This is a genomic window from Pseudomonas citronellolis (assembly GCF_001586155.1).
GTDB classification, from domain to species: Bacteria; Pseudomonadota; Gammaproteobacteria; order Pseudomonadales; family Pseudomonadaceae; genus Pseudomonas; species Pseudomonas citronellolis.
Window position 1 is genome coordinate 4,246,961 of the sequence record NZ_CP014158.1, and the last position, 15,701, is coordinate 4,262,661.

Consider the following 15,701-nt stretch of genomic DNA (forward strand, 5'->3'; position numbering starts at 1 on the left):
GGGCGGGCATAACAAGAAGTCCGGTGCAATCCGGTAGCGGAGGTGAAGCGATGAATCATCCTCTCGACCACGCCAGCGTGTTCCAGGGCCGCCAAGGGTTCGAAGCCTGGCATGGCGACCTCTCCTCCAACTGCGGCACCTTCCACGTCGAGCCTCCAGCCGATGCTGGCATCGCCTCCTTCCGGGGCGCGGTAACCGCCGTCACGCCGGACCTCAGCTCGCTCCAGGGTGCGCGCATCACCAGCAACTGCCGGCATGTCCACCGCTCCCGGCGGGACATTCGCCAGGATGACAAGGACTTCTTCTACCTGGTCATGCAGGTAGGAGGCGAAGCGCTCATGTGCCAGTCCGACTCGCAGACCCGGCTGGGCAGCGGAGACCTGGTGCTGCTCGATATCACGCAACCCTGCGATTTCTACTTCGAGGGGCTGAGCGACCAGTTCTCGGTGATCCTCCCGCGCAACCAGGTGCTTCAGCGCTTCAGGGAGGGGCAGATACTGCTCAACCGACGCATCGGCTCCGCCTCCCCCCTGGGGGCGATGGGCGGCATGCTCGTAGGTCAGCTCTTCTCCACCCCCCTGCTCCGCATCGATGAAGCGACGGCCATGCGGGAGGCGATACTCGCGCTACTTCGCCCGGCCCTCGACCATGGCGGACTAGGCGCACAGGCCGACGGCCCGTTGCTGCTCAAGGCCAAGACCTTCATCGAGAGGCACCTTGCCGACGAGGCCTTGTGCCCCGAGCAGATCGCCGGCTCGATAGGGACGTCGCTGCGCAACCTGCATCGGCTTTTCGCCCAGATGGAAACGACGGTCGGACGCTACATCCTGGATCGCCGCCTGCAATCGTGCGCAACGGCCATACGCGAGAGCGAGCAGAAAATCAGCAGCATCGCCTTTGCCCGGGGCTTCAAGGACTTCAGCCACTTTTCCCGTTCGTTCAAGAACCACTTCGGTGTTTCTCCCCGCGGGTACCGAACGAGCAAATGAACGCCCCGGCCCCGCTGGATTTACGGTCGTACAGCCGGGGCGCCAAAAGGCGGGAGCTCGACCATCACCCAAACTATCGAACCGCTCCCAGATGGAAGCACCTGGCGCCTACTGGCTTGATACGAATCAGCAGCCCGTACCTGATCATCAGCGCCAGAAGCAGGCGCGCAGGGCCGTCGATGCTGCGTGACCGCAGGGAGGCCGCCCGGGAAGCGGCTCAGCAGGCCGCTATCGAGGCCGGCGATCCGAAGTTCGGCACCATCATCCGCAACTTTCAGTTCAAGGACATCCGGCCAAAGGCGACCACCGAGATCAACGACTTGAAAGATGCCAGCCGGCTCCTGGGGCATACGGAGGAGGAGATCACCGAGAAGTTCTACATCCACCGCGGCTTCGTCGCGAAGCCAGCGAAATAGCCAGAGTTCTGGGACGCATGGAGATTTATTTTGGGACTCTTGCCATTTTCAGCCCATCATCGAGCCTTAATGTTGGTCGCCGAAAATGAAAAAGGCCCTGAAAAATCAGGGCCTTGGAGATGGCGGAAGCGCAGAGATTCGAACTCTGGGGGCTGTTACACCCGGCGGTTTTCAAGACCGCTGCCTTAAACCACTCGGCCACACTTCCTTTCGGGGGCGCATAGTACCGGATCGCAACACACTGTCAAACTCTGATCCTACGTCTGACAGGCGGCTTTGATATCATCACTGCAACTATGGTCACGGAATCCCATTCCGCTTACAGGAGTGTCTAGCCATGCAAGAACGGCAATATCTCAACCCCGCCGCGGCGGAACAACGGGAAGTCAGCGGAGTCCTGCGCAACACCTACGGCCTGCTGGCCATGACCCTGGCCTTCAGCGGCCTGGTCGCCTACGTCTCGCAACAACTGCACCTGCCCCACCCGGGCCTGCTGCTGACCCTGGTCGGCTTCTACGGCCTGTTCTTCGCCACCCTCAAGCTGCGCGACAGCGGCTGGGGCCTGCTCACCACCTTCGCCCTCACCGGCTTCATGGGCTACACCCTCGGCCCGATCCTGAACCTGTACCTGGGCATGGCCAACGGCGCCAGCATCATTTCCTCGGCGTTCTTCATGACCGCCCTGGTGTTCTTCGGCCTGTCCGCCTACGTGCTGACCACCCGCAAGGACATGAGCTTCCTGTCCGGCTTCATCACCGCCGGCTTCTTCGTCCTGCTGGGCGCCATGCTGGTCTCGCTGTTCTTCCAGATCAGCGGCCTGCAACTGGCAATCAGCGCCGGCTTCGTGCTGTTCTCCTCGGCGGCCATCCTGTTCCAGACCAGCGCCATCATCCACGGTGGCGAGCGCAACTACATCATGGCCACCATCAGCCTGTACGTGTCGATCTACAACATGTTCCTCAGCCTGTTGCAGATCTTCGGCATCATGGGCAGCGACGACTGACGCTTCCCGGCAACACCGGAAAAGCCCGCCTTGGCGGGCTTTTTCCTTTTCCGGCGCAGCAAAATCCCCGCGCTGGCCTTATCATCGCGCTGTAATCCGCCGACCGGCCCATGCCATGAAATTCGCCATTGCCCTCTTCGCCCCGCCCCACTCGCCCGCCGCCCGACGCGCCCTGCGCTTCGCCGAGGCGGTGCTCGCCGGCGGCCACGAGATCGTCCGCCTGTTTTTCTATCAGGACGGCGTGCACAGCGCTTCGAGCAACCCGGTGAGCGGCCAGGACGAACTGGACGTGGCGGCGGCCTGGACGCGCTTCGTCGGCGAGCACCGCCTCGATGCCGTGGTGTGCATCGCCGCCGCCCTGCGCCGCGGGGTGCTCAACGCCGAGGAAGCCGCCCGCTACCAACGCCCGGCGGCCAACCTGCAGGCGCCCTGGGAGCTGTCCGGCCTCGGCCAGCTGCATGAAGCGACGCAGATGGCGGACCGCCTGGTCTGCTTCGGAGGCGACTGATGGCCAAGTCCCTGCTGATCGTCAGCCGCCAGGCCCCGTGGAGCGGCCCCGGCGCCCGCGAGGCGCTGGACATCGCCCTGGCCGGCGGCGCCTTCGACCTGCCCATCGCCTTCCTTTTCCTCGACGACGGGGTGTTCCAGTTGGCGCCCGGCCAGGCCCCCGCCAGCCTCGAACAGAAGGATCTGCAGGCCAACCTACAGGCCCTGCCGCTGTTCGGCGTCGAAAGGCTCTACGCCGCCAGGCGCAGCCTCGCCGAGCGCGGCCTGGCCGATGCCAGTCTGAGCCTGCCGGTGGAGGTGCTGGACGACCTCGCATTGCGCCAGCTGACCCAGCAATACGACCAGGTGATCACCCTCTGATGAGCACGCTGCATCTGCTTTCCCATTCCCCGTTCGGCGACGGCCGCTTCGACAGTTGCCTGCAGCTGCTGTCCCACGACGACGGCCTGCTGCTCAGCGGCGATGCCGTCTACGCCCTCGCCGCCAGCAGCGCCCCGCGCCAACGCCTGGAGCACCTGCCCAACGCTTGCTTCGCCCTCGCCGAGGACCTACAGGCGCGCGGCCTGCAGGAGCACCTGCCGGCCAACCTGAAGGCCGTGGACTACCCCGCCTTCGTCGAACTCTGTACCCGCTACGACAAGGTCAACGCCTGGCTATGACTACCCTCATGGTGGAAGGGCGCGCCATCGCCCTGGACAAGGACGGCTACCTGCAATACCTGGACGACTGGTCGGTAGCCGCCGCCGAAGCCCTGGCCCGCCAGGAAGGCCTGCACCTCACGCCGGAGCACTGGGAAATCCTCCACCTGCTGCGCGAGTTCTATGCGCAGTTCCAGCTGTCGCCGGCCAACCGCCCGCTGATCAAGTACGTGGCCCAGCGCCTGGGAGCGGAAAAGGGCAGCAGCCTGCACCTCAACCTCCTGTTCAAGGGCACCCCGGCCAAGCTTGCCGCCAAGCTCGCCGGCCTGCCGAAGCCGACCAATTGCCTATGACCGCCACGCCTCTCGTCCTGCAGACACCCGCCGAACACCCTTTCGCGCAGTTCGTGCGCATCCTCGGCAAGGGCAAGCGCGGCGCGCGCAGCCTGACCCGCAAGGAAGCCCGCGAGGCCCTGGGCATGATCCTCGACGGCCAGGTCGAGGAAGCGCAGCTGGGCGCCTTCCTGATGCTGCTGCGGCACAAGGAGGAAAGCGCCGATGAGCTGGCCGGCTTCACCGAGGCCGTGCGCGCACGCCTGGACGCGCCGCGGATTGCCGTCGACCTCGACTGGCCCAGCTATGCCGGCAAGAAGCGCCACCTGCCCTGGTACCTGCTCGCCGCCAAGTGCCTGGCCGGCAGCGGCACGCGCACCCTCCTGCACGGCGGCGGCGCGCACACCGCCGGGCGCCTGTACACCGAGCAGTTGCTGCAGACGCTGGACATCCCGCTGTGCCGCGACTGGAACGCCGTGGGCGAAGCGCTCGACCGGGGCGGCCTGGCCTTCGCCCCGCTGGTGGACTGGATGCCGGCGCTGCAGCGGATGATCGACCTGCGCAACACCCTCGGCCTGCGCTCGCCCATTCATTCCCTGGTGCGCCTGCTCAACCCGCTGGGCGCGCACTGCATCCTGCAGAGCATCTTCCACCCCGGCTACCAGGAAACCCACCGCGAAGGCAGCCGCCTGCTCGGCGACCGCGCCATCGTGATCAAGGGCGAAGGCGGCGAGATCGAGATCAACCCGGACAGCCCGGCGCATCTCTACGGCACCGAAGCGGGCCAGAGCTGGGACGAGGAATGGCCGGCCCTCTCGGCGCTGCGCCACGTCAAGCCGGAGCGCCTGGAGCCGCAGGTGCTGGTCGAGTTCTGGCGCGGCGAACGGGAGGACGCCTACGGCGAACTGGCGGTGGTCGCCACCATCGCCCTGGGCCTGCGCGGGCTGGGCCGCAACCGCGAGGCGGCCTTCGCCGAGGCCCGGCAACGCTGGGCCGCCCGGGACAGATCGATCGGCTAGATAGCTTCTACCCTGTTTTTGCGGCGATCCATCGATGGCATGGGCGTAGACTGATCCCCATACCCTTTCCTGAGGAGCCAGTCATGGGACAGCTCATCGATGGCCGCTGGCAAGACCAGTGGTACGACACCAGCAAGGATGGCCGCTTCCAGCGCGAGAACGCGCAACGCCGCAACTGGGTCACCGCCGACGGCCAGCCCGGCCCGAGCGGCGAAGGCGGCTTCCGCGCCGAGGCCGGGCGCTACCACCTGTACGTCTCCCTCGCCTGCCCCTGGGCACACCGCACGCTGATCTACCGCCAGCTCAAGGGCCTGGCCGGGCTGATCGACGTTTCGGTGGTCAGTTGGCTGATGCAGGAGAACGGCTGGACCTTCGACCGCAGCCTGGGCTCCACCGGCGATGCCCTGGACGGCCTGGAGTTCCTGCACCAGCGCTACACCCGCGACGATCCGCACTATACCGGCCGCGTCACCGTGCCGGTGCTGTGGGACAAGCAGCGCAAGCGCATCGTCAGCAACGAGTCGGCGGAAATCATCCGCATGTTCAACTCGGCCTTCGACGGCCTGACCGGCAACGACCTGGACCTCTACCCCACCCCGTTGCAGGGCGAGATCGACGCGCTGAACGAGCGCATCTACCCGGCGGTGAACAACGGCGTATACCGCGCCGGCTTCGCCACCAGCCAGGAAGCCTACGAAGAGGCCTTCGTCACTCTGTTCGAGGAACTGGACTGCCTGGAGAAGCGCCTGGGCGAACGGCGCTACCTGACCGGCGAATACCTGAGCGAAGCCGATATCCGCCTGTTCACCACGCTGATCCGCTTCGATGCCGTGTACCACGGGCATTTCAAGTGCAACCTGCGGCGCCTGGCCGACTACCCGAACCTGTCCGGCTGGCTGCGCGAGCTGTACCAGTTGCCGGGGGTGGCCGGCACGGTGAACTTCCAGCACATCAAGAATCACTATTACGGCAGCCACCGCACCATCAACCCGACCGGCATAGTGCCGCTGGGGCCGCAGCAGAATTTCAGCGGGCCGCACGGGCGCGAGCATCTGCCGGGCAAGGGGATTGCGCGCAAGGGCTGAGACCCGGGCTATTCGTAGGAGCGAGGGGGACGCCTAGTCCTTGCTCGCGAAGGGGTTTGCCGGGGGAGTAGGTGCTGGGTTTAGAGCACCCTCTCCCCAACCCTCTCCCTGAAGGGAGAGGGGGCTGTCCTGAGTGGACAGTGAGTTCGGAGTAATCCTGAAAGCCCTCTCTATCCCCGCCCTTCCCGCGAGCACGGAAACGTAGGGCGTATAACCGTTCGCGGTTATACGCCGTTGGCCCGAGCATCGAAGCCAAGGACGGCAGCGCATTCGCCCCCGTAGGAGCGGGCCCTGCCCGCGATTCGCAGGTGAATAGAGCGAGGCTCAGAGCGGCTTGTCGATGCCGTCGTAGATCTTCTGCAGGGCGTCCAGGCGTTCCTGGTAGCGCTGCTTCAGGCAGGCCTTGTCGCGGCCGCAGGCGCGGCGCTGGTCCAGCCAGGCGAGTTGGGCATCGCCCATGTTGCCGCGCATGCCCATGGCGAACAGGCCGCTGAGCAGGCGGTAGGTGGTGGCCATCTGCACGTCCAGCTCGGACAGCTGGCGGTCGGCGCAGATGGCCTTTTCGTCGGCGTGGCGGGCCTTCTTGCAGTCGAAGCTGGCGGCGCCGGCCGGCAAGGCGGCGGCAGCCAGGGCGCAGGCCGCGCCCCAGGCCATCGCCGCATGCCAAGCCTTCATTGCTGACCTTCGAACCAGGCGAGCTTGTCGCGCAGGGTGACCACCTCGCCGACGATCACCAGCGTCGGCGCGTGCACTTCATGCTCGGCGACCAGTTTCGGCAGGTTGGCCAGGGTGCCGGTGAACACGCGCTGGTGTTCGGTGGTGCCCTGCTGGATCAGCGCGGCGGGCGTATCGGCGGCGCGGCCGTGGCGCACCAGTTCCTCGCAGATCACCGGCAGGCCCACCAGACCCATGTAGAACACCAGGGTCTGGCCCGGCGCCACCAGGTCGTTCCACGGCAGGTCGGTGCTGCCGTCCTTCAGGTGGCCGGTGACGAAACGCACCGACTGCGCGTAGTCGCGGTGGGTCAGCGGAATGCCGGCGTAGGCCGCGCAGCCGCTGGCCGCGGTGATGCCCGGCACCACCTGGAAGGGAATGCCGTTGGCCGCCAGTTCGTCGATTTCCTCGCCGCCACGGCCGAAGATGAACGGATCGCCGCCCTTCAGGCGCAGCACGCGCTTGCCCTGCTTGGCCAGCTCGACCAACTTGCGGTTGATCTCGTCCTGGGGCACGGCGTGCTCGGCGCGGCGCTTGCCGACGTACAGGCGGTCGGCGTCGCGGCGGCACAGTTCGAGGATGGCCGGAGCCACAAGACGGTCGTAGAGCACCACGTCGGCCTGCTGCATCAGGCGCAGGGCGCGGAAGGTCAGCAGGTCCGGGTCGCCCGGGCCGGCGCCGACCAGGTAGACCTCGCCGCGGGCCTCGGCCTGGCCGTGTTCCAGCTTGTCGGCCAACAGGCGCTCGGCTTCCGCCGGCTGCCCGGCGAGCATGCGTTCGGCCACCGGGCCCTGGAAGACCTCCTCCCAGAACTGGCGGCGCTGCTGCAGGTCCGGTAGGCGCTGCTTGACCGCTTCGCGGAAGCGGCTGGCCAGCCCGGCCAGTTGGCCGTAGGTGGCGGGAATCCAGGTTTCCAGCCTGGCCCGCAGCAGGCGTGCCAGCACCGGCGCGTCGCCGCCGCTGGAGACCGCCAGCAGCAGCGGCGAACGGTCGACGATGGCGGGGAAGATCACGCTGCACAGCGCCGGCGCGTCCACCACGTTGACCGGCACACCGCGAGCGTGGGCATCGCGGGACACCTGGGCGTTCAGCGGCTCGTCGTCGGTGGCGGCGATGGCCAGCACGCAGTCGCCGAGATCGGCCTCGGCGTAGCGGCGTTCCAGCAGTTCGCCACCGCCCTGCTCCACCAGCTCGCGCAACTCGCTGTGGACCTGCGGCGCGACCACGCGCAACACGGCGCCGGCACTGTCGAGCAGGCGCGCCTTGCGCAGGGCGACTTCACCGCCGCCGACCAGGAGTGCGCGACGCCCGCGCAGGACGTGGAACAGCGGCAGCGCATCCATCTCAGCCGATCACCTCGATGCCGCCCATGTAGGGCTTGAGCACCTCGGGCACGCGGATGCTGCCGTCGGCCTGCTGGTAGTTCTCCAGCACGGCGACCAGGGTGCGGCCCACCGCCAGGCCGGAGCCGTTGAGGGTGTGCAGCAGTTCCGGCTTGCCGGTTTCCGGGTTGCGGAAGCGCGCCTGCATGCGGCGGGCCTGGAAGTCGCCGCAGTTGGAGCAGGAGGAAATCTCGCGGTACTTGTCCTGGCTCGGCACCCAGACTTCCAGGTCGTAGGTCTTGGCCGCGCTGAAGCCCATGTCGCCGGTGCACAGGGCCAGCACGCGGTACGGCAGCTCCAGGGCCTGCAGCACCCTCTCGGCATTGCCGACCAGGCTTTCCAGGGCTTCCCAGGACTTCGTCGGCTCGACGATCTGCACCATCTCGACCTTGTCGAACTGGTGCTGGCGGATCATCCCGCGGGTGTCGCGGCCCGAGGCGCCGGCTTCGCTGCGGAAGCACGGGGTATGGGCGACGAACTTCAGCGGCAGCTCCTTGGCGTCGAGGATCTGCCCGGCGACGATGTTGGTCAGCGAGACTTCGGCGGTGGGGATCAGGTACAGGTCGGCTTCGCCGTCGCGGCCGATCTTGAACAGGTCTTCCTCGAACTTCGGCAGCTGGCCGGTGCCCTGCAGCGCCGGCGCCTGCACCAGGTACGGGGTGTAGGCTTCCTCGTAGCCGTGCTCGCGGGTGTGCAGGTCGATCATGAACTGCGCCAGGGCGCGGTGCAGTCGGGCGATCGGGCCGCGCATCAGGGCGAAGCGGGCGCCGGACAGCCGCGCGGCGGTCTCGAAGTCCAGCCAGCCGTGCTGCTCGCCGAGGGCGACGTGGTCCTGGATGGGGAAGTCGAAGCTGCGCGGGGTGCCCCAGCGGCGCACTTCCAGGTTGTCTTCTTCGTCCGCGCCGACCGGCACCGACTCATGGGGCAGGTTGGGGATGGTCAGCAGCAGGGCGTCCAGCTCGGCCTGAATGCCATCCAGCTCGCGCTTGCCGGCCTCCAGCTCGTCGGCCATGCGGTTGACCTCGGCCTTGAGCGGCTCGACGTCCTCGCCACGCTTCATGGCCTGGCCGATCGCCTTGGAGCGCGCGTTGCGCTCGGCCTGCAGGGTTTCGGTGCGGGTCTGCACGGCCTTGCGCTGGTTCTCCAGCGCTTCGATGCGCGCCACGTCCAGGGTGAAGCCGCGGGCGGCGAGGCGGTCGGCCACTTCCTGCGGCTGGGTGCGTACCAGTTTGGAATCGAGCATGGTCTGTTCTCGTGTCTAGTGTCGGCGGCGTGCGGGCGCCGCTCAGGATTTTCTGCGTTTTCTCGGGCTGGCCCGGTCCAGGGCCGCCAGGTGCTTGAGCTTCTCGCCGATCTTCAGTTCCAGGCCGCGGGGCACGGGCTGGTAATACTGGCGCGGTTCGAGCTGTTCGGGGAAGTAGTCTTCCCCGGCGGCATAGGCGTCGGGCTCGTCATGGGCATAACGATACTCCTCGCCGTAGCCGAGGTTCTTCATCAGTTTGGTCGGCGCGTTGCGCAGGTGCAGCGGCACTTCCAGCGAGCCGTTCTCGGCCACGTCGCGGCGCGCCGTGTTGTAGGCGTTGTAGACGGCGTTGCTCTTCGGCGCGCAGGCCAGGTAGACGATGGCCTGGGCGATGGCCAGCTCGCCTTCGGGGCTGCCCAGGCGCTCCTGCACGTCCCAGGCGTGCAGGCACAGGGTCAGCGCGCGGGGGTCGGCGTTGCCGATGTCCTCGCTGGCCATGCGCACCACGCGGCGGGCGATGTAGAGCGGGTCGCAGCCGCCGTCGAGCATGCGTGCGTACCAGTAGAGCGCGCCATCGGGGCTGGAGCCGCGCACCGACTTGTGCAGCGCGCTGATCTGGTCGTAGAAGGCCTCGCCGCCCTTGTCGAAGCGCCGGCGGCTGTCGCCCAGCAGGTTCTGCAGCAGTTCGGCGCTGATCTCGCCGCCGTCCTCGGCCAGGTCGGAAGCATTCTCCAGCAGGTTGAGCAGGCGCCGGCCGTCGCCGTCGGCGGCGGCCATGAGAATGGCGAAGCTCTCCTCCGGCAGGCTCAGGTGGCGCTTGCCCAGGCCCTTGTCCTCGCTCAGGGCGCGCTGCACCAGCTTGCGCAGGGCGGCTTCGTCCAGGCTTTTCAGCACGTAGACGCGGGCCCGCGAGAGCAGCGCGTTGTTCAGCTCGAACGAGGGGTTCTCGGTGGTAGCACCGATGAAGATCAGGGTGCCGTCTTCGACGTAGGGCAGGAAGGCGTCCTGCTGGCTCTTGTTGAAGCGGTGCACCTCGTCGACGAAGAGGATGGTGCGGCGGCCGTACTGCGCGGCCTGCTGCTTGGCCATCTCCACCGACTGGCGGATTTCCTTCACCCCCGAGAGCACCGCGGAGATGGTCTCGAAGTGGGCGTCGGAGACCTGCGCCAGCAGCTTGGCCAGGGTGGTCTTGCCCACGCCCGGCGGGCCCCAGAAGATCATCGAGTGCAGCGCGCCCTGCTCCAGGGCCTCGCGCAGCGGCTTGCCGCGGGCGAGCAGGTGCTCCTGGCCGACGTATTCGTCCAGGCTGGTGGCGCGCAGGCGCGCGGCCAGGGGCTGGGCTACGGGTTCGGAACGGAACAGGTCCACGCTGCTACCTCATGGGCGCCGCGCCAGGCGGCGGCCCTTCACTCCTGGATGACGTCGACGCCCTTGGGCGCTTCGAACACGAACTGCTTGGCATCCACCGGCTGGTTCATCTTCACGTCGAAGAACAGGATGTTGGTGCGCTGGCCGACGCTGTCGATCAGCTGCATGTCGTTGACCACCCCGTTGCGGAAGGAAATCCGCAGGTTGTCGAACAGGGTGTCCTTGTCCTTCGGCTTGAGGATGAAGTCGACCACGTTGCCGCCGTCCTTGCTGGTGATGTCGAAGCTCTCGTGGATCTTCGAGATGTCGCCGGAAAGCAGCAGCGCCGGGGTCTGGGTCAGGCGCTGGTCGAGCTTCTGGATGGTCACCTGCTGCAGGTCCGGGTCGTACAGCCAGATCTTCTCGCCGTTGGAGATCAACAGTTGCTCCTGGGGCGCGTCGGTGTGCCAGCGGAACAGGCCCGGGCGCTTGAGCGCCAGGTTGCCGGCGGTTTCCTGCAGGCGGGTGCCGCTGCCGTCCAGGGTCAGCTGGGAGAAGCGCGCGCTCAGGGTCTGGGCCTTGCTCAGCATGGCGCTCAGGCGCTGGGTGGCGGCGTCGTCGGCGTGGGCCTGGACGCCGGCGACGGCCAGCGCAGCAAGCACGAGCATGCGGATCAGTCGCATGGAAATCCTCGATCAGTCGCGGATGGGAGCCGGCGCGACCACTTCGCGCGAGCCGTTGGTATTCATCGGGGTGACCACACCGGCCATTTCCATCGCCTCGATCATGCGCGCGGCGCGGTTGTAGCCGATCTTCAGCTTGCGCTGCACCGCGGAGATGGAGGCGCGGCGGCTCTCGGTGACGAAGCGCACGGCCTCGTCGTACAGCGGGTCGTCCTCGCTGCCCTCGCCGCCTTCGCCACCACCGCCGCCGCCACCGTCGAAGCCGCCGCCACCGCCTTCATCGGCGCCGGCGAGGATGTCCTCGATGTAGTCGGGCGCGCCGCGCAGCTTCCAGGCCTCGACCACGCGGTGCACTTCCTCGTCGGAGACGAAAGCGCCATGCACGCGGATCGGCAGGCCGGTGCCCGGCGGCAGGTAGAGCATGTCGCCGTGGCCGAGCAGCTGTTCGGCGCCGCCCTGGTCGAGGATGGTCCGCGAGTCGATCTTGCTCGACACCTGGAAGGCGATACGCGTGGGGATGTTGGCCTTGATCAGGCCGGTGATCACGTCCACCGACGGGCGCTGGGTGGCGAGGATCAGGTGGATGCCCGCGGCCCGCGCCTTCTGCGCGATCCGGGCGATCAGTTCCTCGACCTTCTTGCCGACGATCATCATCATGTCGGCGAATTCGTCGACCACCACGACGATGGTCGGCAGCGTCTGCAGCAGCGGCGCCTCGTCTTCCATGCTCTCGCGGCGGTACAGCGGGTCGGTCAGCGGCGTGCCGGCTTCCTCGGCATCCTTCACCTTGCGGTTGAAGCCGGCCAGGTTGCGCACGCCCATGGCGGCCATCAGCTTGTAGCGCCGCTCCATCTCGGCGACGCTCCAGCGCAGGGCGTTGGCCGCCTCCTTCATGTCGGTGACCACCGGGCAGAGCAGGTGCGGGATGCCTTCGTAGATCGACAGTTCGAGCATCTTCGGGTCGATCATGATCAGCCGCGCGTCCTGGGGCGTGGACTTGAACAGGATCGACAGGAGCATGGCGTTCACCCCCACCGACTTACCCGAGCCGGTGGTACCGGCCACCAGCAGGTGCGGCATGCGCGCCAGGTCGGTGATGACCGGGTTGCCGCCGATGTCGTGGCCCAGGGCCAGCGGCACGGTGGACTTGTGCTCGTCGTATTCCGGCGACATCAGCACTTCGGAGAAGCGCACCATCTGCCGGTCTTCGTTGGGGATCTCGATGCCCACGGTGGTCTTGCCGGGGATCACCTCGACCACCCGCACGCTGATCACCGCCAGCGAGCGCGCCAGGTCCTTGGCCAGGTTGGAGATGCGGCTGACCTTGACGCCGGCCGCCGGCTGGATCTCGAAGCGGGTGATCACCGGGCCCGGATGGACCGACTCGACCACCACCTCGACGCCGAATTCCTTGAGCTTGATCTCCAGCAGGCGCGACATGGCCTCCAGGGATTCCGGGGAGTAGCTGCGCTTCTTCTCGCCGGCCGGGTCGAGGATCGACAGCGGCGGCAGGGTGCCCTCGACGGCGGTGTCGACGAACAGCGGCGCCTGTTTTTCCTTGAGCACGCGCTTGCTGGGCTCGACCGGCTTGGGCGGCGGCGGCGCGTCGATCTTCGGCGCCGTGCGCTTCTCGCGCTCCTGCACGCTCTTGACCAGGGCCTCCTCGCGCTCGATCAGGCGCTCCTTGACCTTGGCCTGCTCGCGGCGGTCCGGCACCACGGGCGCGGCCACCTCGGCGACGCGCTCGTCCACCTCGCGTAGTTGCGCGACCAGTTGCTTGCGCTCGCTGCGCGCGCTCAACCAGCGGTTGAAGGCGTTCTGGATCAGCTCGAAGAGGTCGAGGGTGATCTTCCCGGTGACGTCCATCACCTGGAACCAGGACAGGTCGGCGAACACCGTCAGGCCGAACAGGAACAGGGCGATGAACAGCAGGGTGCTGCCCTGCACGTTGAGGGCGTTGAGGGCCAGTTGGCCGAGGCTTTCGCCCACGGCGCCGCCGGCGGAGGCCGGCAGGTGGCCGCCGCCGATGTGGAAATGGATGTAGGCCAGCGCCGAGCCGGAGAGGATCAGGAACACCAGGCCGATCAGCCGCCAGGAGAACAGCCAGCCGCTGAACTCCCAGGCCATGTGGCGCTTGCGGAAGATCTGCCAGGTCTTGACCCCCAGCAGCAGCGGGAACAGGTAGGCGAAGTACCCCAGCGCGACGAAGAGGATGTCGGCGCTCAGGGCCCCCAGGCGACCAGCGGCATTCTGCACCTGCTCGACGTGGCTGGAATGGCTCCAGCCCGGATCGGACGAATCGTAGGTGAGCAGCGCCATCCACAGGTAAAGGCAGAGCGCGCCGAGCGCGATCAGGGCCCCTTCCTTCAGGCGAATGTGCAATTGCTGACGCCAGGCTGCGGCGTGGCTAGCGGTGGTCGAGTCCTTCAAAACGCGTCTATTCCTGCGCACTGGGCGCGTCCGAGAGTCATCTGGCGACAAAACGGGCCTATTGTACGGCTTTGGCCGCTCGATGCCACAGGGCCCGCCGCGGCGCCTTTTGCCGCCTTTTCCAGGTTCGGTGTAGCATAGCCCACCAAGGTTTCACGGCTGCTCAATTGGAGCATGCATTCTCTTACGTGACAAAGGCTTATGGAGTCTTTTTATGAGTGAAGTCAAGCATTCGCGCCTGATCGTCCTGGGCTCCGGCCCGGCGGGTTACACCGCTGCCGTGTACGCCGCGCGGGCCAACCTCAAGCCTGTTGTCATCACCGGCATCCAGCCCGGCGGCCAGCTCACCACCACCACCGAGGTCGACAACTGGCCGGGCGACGTCGAAGGCCTGACCGGTCCGGCCCTGATGGAGCGCATGGAGCAGCACGCCAAGCGTTTCGATACCGAGATCGTCTACGACCACATCCACACCGCCGAGTTGCAGGGCAAGCCGTTCATCCTCAAGGGCGACAGCGGCACCTACAGCTGCGACGCGCTGATCATCGCCACCGGTGCCTCCGCGCAGTACCTGGGCATGAGCTCGGAAGAGGCCTTCATGGGCAAGGGCGTCTCCGCCTGCGCCACCTGCGACGGCTTCTTCTACCGCAACCAGGTGGTCTGCGTGGTCGGCGGCGGCAACACCGCGGTCGAGGAAGCGCTGTACCTGGCCAACATCGCCAAGGAAGTGCACCTGATCCACCGCCGCGACAAGCTGCGCTCGGAGAAGATCCTCCAGGACAAGCTGTTCGAGAAGGCCAAAAACGGCAACGTGCGCCTGCACTGGAACACCACCCTGGACGAGGTCCTGGGCGACGAGATGGGCGTGATCGGCGTGCGCCTGAAGGACGTGGACAGCGGCGAGACCCGCCAACTGGACCTGGCTGGCGTGTTCATCGCCATCGGCCACAAGCCCAATACCGACCTGTTCACCGGCCAGCTGGAAATGCGTGACGGCTACCTGGTGGTCAAGGGTGGCGGCGAAGGCAACGCCACCGCCACCAGCATCCCCGGCGTGTTCGCCGCCGGCGACGTGGCCGACCACGTCTACCGCCAGGCCATCACCTCGGCCGGCGCCGGCTGCATGGCCGCGCTGGACGCCGAGAAATACCTCGACGACAGTCACTGACAGGCCCGGGGAGGGCCCCGCCCTCCCCTACCCCGCCATGCTCAGCTGGCTTTCCCGCGGCAATTTCGACTTCCCGCCCCTCGAACAGGCCCTGCACGAGCCCAACGGCCTGCTCGCGGCCGGCGGCGACCTCGATCCGCGCCGCCTGGTGGCCGCCTACCGCCACGGCTGCTTCCCCTGGTACCAGGACGACCAGCCGATCCTCTGGTGGTCGCCGGACCCGCGCACCGTACTCTTCCCCGACGAACTGCACGTTTCCCGCAGCCTGGCCAAGTGCCTGCGCCAGGGCCGCTACCGGGTGACCTTCGATACGGCCTTCGACCGGGTCATCGCCGCCTGCGCCGCGCCACGCGACTACGCAGACGGCACCTGGATCACCCAGCCGATGCAGGACGCCTACCGCCAGTTGCACCGCATGGGCATCGCCCACTCGGTGGAAAGCTGGGACGGCGACCACCTGGTCGGCGGCCTCTACGGCCTGGCCATGGGCCGGCTGTTCTTCGGCGAGTCCATGTTCAGCCGCGCCGACAACGCCTCCAAGGTGGCATTCGTCACCCTGGTGCAACATCTGCGCGCCGCCGGGTTCGTATTGATCGACTGCCAGATGCCCACCCAGCACCTGCACAGCTTCGGCGCCCGCGCCATCAGCCGTGCCGATTTCGCCAGCCACCTGCGCCGTCATCTCGACGAAACGCCGCTCTGCGACTGGCGTTCGCAAGCGGACTCGCGCGGACTGGCATAAACT

General features: G+C 67.2%; 17 protein-coding genes and 1 tRNA gene. 11 read left to right on the top strand and 7 right to left on the bottom strand.

Annotated features, from left to right (window positions below; all coding sequences use genetic code 11):
• Window positions 1-50 precede the first annotated feature (50 nt).
• Window positions 51-989, top strand: a complete 939-nt coding sequence (gene feaR, locus PcP3B5_RS18405) for a transcriptional regulator FeaR (protein WP_058071767.1) — start codon at window positions 51-53, stop codon at window positions 987-989.
• Window positions 990-1,168: 179 nt separating this feature from the next.
• On the top strand, window positions 1,169-1,405 hold the full coding sequence (locus PcP3B5_RS18410; protein ID WP_058071766.1) for a site-specific integrase: 237 nt from the start codon (window positions 1,169-1,171) through the stop codon (window positions 1,403-1,405).
• A 120-nt stretch (window positions 1,406-1,525) separates the two neighbouring features.
• Here the strand turns inward: PcP3B5_RS18410 and PcP3B5_RS18415 are convergent.
• Window positions 1,526-1,613 (bottom strand) — tRNA-Ser (locus PcP3B5_RS18415).
• Window positions 1,614-1,742: 129 nt separating this feature from the next.
• Between PcP3B5_RS18415 and PcP3B5_RS18420 the strand changes: the two genes are divergently transcribed.
• The 7 genes from PcP3B5_RS18420 (at window position 1,743) to PcP3B5_RS18450 (ending at window position 5,989) form a co-directional block, all read left to right on the top strand.
• Window positions 1,743-2,408, top strand: a complete 666-nt coding sequence (locus PcP3B5_RS18420; protein WP_061562078.1) for a Bax inhibitor-1/YccA family protein — start codon at window positions 1,743-1,745, stop codon at window positions 2,406-2,408.
• Between the two features lie 115 nt (window positions 2,409-2,523).
• Window positions 2,524-2,916, top strand: coding sequence for a sulfurtransferase complex subunit TusD (gene tusD / locus PcP3B5_RS18425; RefSeq protein ID WP_061562079.1), 393 nt, complete (start codon window positions 2,524-2,526; stop codon window positions 2,914-2,916).
• Complete coding sequence (gene tusC, locus PcP3B5_RS18430) at window positions 2,916-3,275, top strand: sulfurtransferase complex subunit TusC (protein WP_061562080.1); 360 nt, start codon at window positions 2,916-2,918, stop codon at window positions 3,273-3,275. The genes tusD and tusC overlap by 1 nt, the downstream gene beginning before the upstream one ends.
• A complete protein-coding gene (gene tusB, locus PcP3B5_RS18435) occupies window positions 3,275-3,574 on the top strand; it encodes a sulfurtransferase complex subunit TusB (protein WP_061562081.1) in 300 nt (99 codons plus the stop codon). Before tusC ends, tusB begins: the two co-directional genes overlap by 1 nt.
• Entirely contained in the window at window positions 3,571-3,906 is a 336-nt protein-coding gene (locus PcP3B5_RS18440) for a TusE/DsrC/DsvC family sulfur relay protein (RefSeq protein WP_043272060.1), read from the top strand. Before tusB ends, PcP3B5_RS18440 begins: the two co-directional genes overlap by 4 nt.
• A complete protein-coding gene (locus PcP3B5_RS18445; protein ID WP_061562082.1) occupies window positions 3,903-4,904 on the top strand; it encodes a glycosyl transferase family protein in 1,002 nt (333 codons plus the stop codon). Before PcP3B5_RS18440 ends, PcP3B5_RS18445 begins: the two co-directional genes overlap by 4 nt.
• 83 nt (window positions 4,905-4,987) lie before the next feature.
• The gene (locus tag PcP3B5_RS18450; RefSeq protein ID WP_061562083.1) at window positions 4,988-5,989 is read left to right on the top strand and encodes a glutathione S-transferase family protein; all 1,002 of its coding nucleotides are present in this window, start codon (window positions 4,988-4,990) and stop codon (window positions 5,987-5,989) included.
• 324 nt (window positions 5,990-6,313) lie between these two features.
• Here PcP3B5_RS18450 and PcP3B5_RS18455 read toward each other — a convergent pair whose 3' ends face one another.
• Genes PcP3B5_RS18455 through ftsK form a run of 6 tightly spaced genes read right to left on the bottom strand, consistent with a single transcriptional unit; the run spans window position 6,314 to window position 13,809 of the window.
• Window positions 6,314-6,643 (bottom strand): lysozyme inhibitor LprI family protein, encoded by a 330-nt coding sequence (locus tag PcP3B5_RS18455; protein WP_043318304.1) that lies wholly within the window; start codon window positions 6,641-6,643, stop codon window positions 6,314-6,316.
• Window positions 6,644-6,660: 17 nt separating this feature from the next.
• A complete protein-coding gene (cysG, locus tag PcP3B5_RS18460) occupies window positions 6,661-8,046 on the bottom strand; it encodes a siroheme synthase CysG (RefSeq protein ID WP_061562084.1) in 1,386 nt (461 codons plus the stop codon).
• A 1-nt stretch (window position 8,047) separates the two neighbouring features.
• Entirely contained in the window at window positions 8,048-9,328 is a 1,281-nt protein-coding gene (gene serS / locus PcP3B5_RS18465; protein WP_061562085.1) for a serine--tRNA ligase, read from the bottom strand.
• 42 nt (window positions 9,329-9,370) lie between these two features.
• On the bottom strand, window positions 9,371-10,696 hold the full coding sequence (locus PcP3B5_RS18470) for a replication-associated recombination protein A (RefSeq protein ID WP_009623214.1): 1,326 nt from the start codon (window positions 10,694-10,696) through the stop codon (window positions 9,371-9,373).
• 38 nt (window positions 10,697-10,734) lie between these two features.
• A complete protein-coding gene (gene lolA / locus PcP3B5_RS18475) occupies window positions 10,735-11,358 on the bottom strand; it encodes an outer membrane lipoprotein periplasmic chaperone LolA (protein ID WP_009623215.1) in 624 nt (207 codons plus the stop codon).
• Between the two features lie 12 nt (window positions 11,359-11,370).
• Window positions 11,371-13,809: a DNA translocase FtsK gene (ftsK, locus tag PcP3B5_RS18480; RefSeq protein WP_009623226.1), complete on the bottom strand. Its 2,439-nt coding sequence runs from the start codon at window positions 13,807-13,809 to the stop codon at window positions 11,371-11,373.
• Window positions 13,810-14,002: 193 nt separating this feature from the next.
• On the opposite strand from ftsK, the gene trxB reads away from it, so the two are divergent.
• Together trxB and aat are read left to right on the top strand one after the other, a co-directional pair.
• On the top strand, window positions 14,003-14,956 hold the full coding sequence (gene trxB, locus PcP3B5_RS18485; RefSeq protein ID WP_061562086.1) for a thioredoxin-disulfide reductase: 954 nt from the start codon (window positions 14,003-14,005) through the stop codon (window positions 14,954-14,956).
• Window positions 14,957-14,993: 37 nt separating this feature from the next.
• Window positions 14,994-15,698 (top strand): leucyl/phenylalanyl-tRNA--protein transferase, encoded by a 705-nt coding sequence (gene aat / locus PcP3B5_RS18490; protein ID WP_061562087.1) that lies wholly within the window; start codon window positions 14,994-14,996, stop codon window positions 15,696-15,698.
• The last annotated feature ends 3 nt before the right edge of the window (window positions 15,699-15,701 follow it).

What these genes read in the sequence shown, in the direction of transcription:
- feaR (WP_058071767.1), top strand. Translation starts at nt 51, where the DNA reads ATGAATCATCCTCTCGACCACGCCAGCGTGTTCCAGGGCCGCCAAGGG.
- PcP3B5_RS18410 (WP_058071766.1), top strand. Translation starts at nt 1,169, where the DNA reads ATGCTGCGTGACCGCAGGGAGGCCGCCCGGGAAGCGGCTCAGCAGGCC.
- PcP3B5_RS18420 (WP_061562078.1), top strand. Translation starts at nt 1,743, where the DNA reads ATGCAAGAACGGCAATATCTCAACCCCGCCGCGGCGGAACAACGGGAA.
- tusD (WP_061562079.1), top strand. Translation starts at nt 2,524, where the DNA reads ATGAAATTCGCCATTGCCCTCTTCGCCCCGCCCCACTCGCCCGCCGCC.
- tusC (WP_061562080.1), top strand. Translation starts at nt 2,916, where the DNA reads ATGGCCAAGTCCCTGCTGATCGTCAGCCGCCAGGCCCCGTGGAGCGGC.
- tusB (WP_061562081.1), top strand. Translation starts at nt 3,275, where the DNA reads ATGAGCACGCTGCATCTGCTTTCCCATTCCCCGTTCGGCGACGGCCGC.
- PcP3B5_RS18440 (WP_043272060.1), top strand. Translation starts at nt 3,571, where the DNA reads ATGACTACCCTCATGGTGGAAGGGCGCGCCATCGCCCTGGACAAGGAC.
- PcP3B5_RS18445 (WP_061562082.1), top strand. Translation starts at nt 3,903, where the DNA reads ATGACCGCCACGCCTCTCGTCCTGCAGACACCCGCCGAACACCCTTTC.
- PcP3B5_RS18450 (WP_061562083.1), top strand. Translation starts at nt 4,988, where the DNA reads ATGGGACAGCTCATCGATGGCCGCTGGCAAGACCAGTGGTACGACACC.
- PcP3B5_RS18455 (WP_043318304.1), bottom strand. Translation starts at nt 6,643, where the DNA reads ATGGCCTGGGGCGCGGCCTGCGCCCTGGCTGCCGCCGCCTTGCCGGCC.
- cysG (WP_061562084.1), bottom strand. Translation starts at nt 8,046, where the DNA reads ATGGATGCGCTGCCGCTGTTCCACGTCCTGCGCGGGCGTCGCGCACTC.
- serS (WP_061562085.1), bottom strand. Translation starts at nt 9,328, where the DNA reads ATGCTCGATTCCAAACTGGTACGCACCCAGCCGCAGGAAGTGGCCGAC.
- lolA (WP_009623215.1), bottom strand. Translation starts at nt 11,358, where the DNA reads ATGCGACTGATCCGCATGCTCGTGCTTGCTGCGCTGGCCGTCGCCGGC.
- trxB (WP_061562086.1), top strand. Translation starts at nt 14,003, where the DNA reads ATGAGTGAAGTCAAGCATTCGCGCCTGATCGTCCTGGGCTCCGGCCCG.
- aat (WP_061562087.1), top strand. Translation starts at nt 14,994, where the DNA reads ATGCTCAGCTGGCTTTCCCGCGGCAATTTCGACTTCCCGCCCCTCGAA.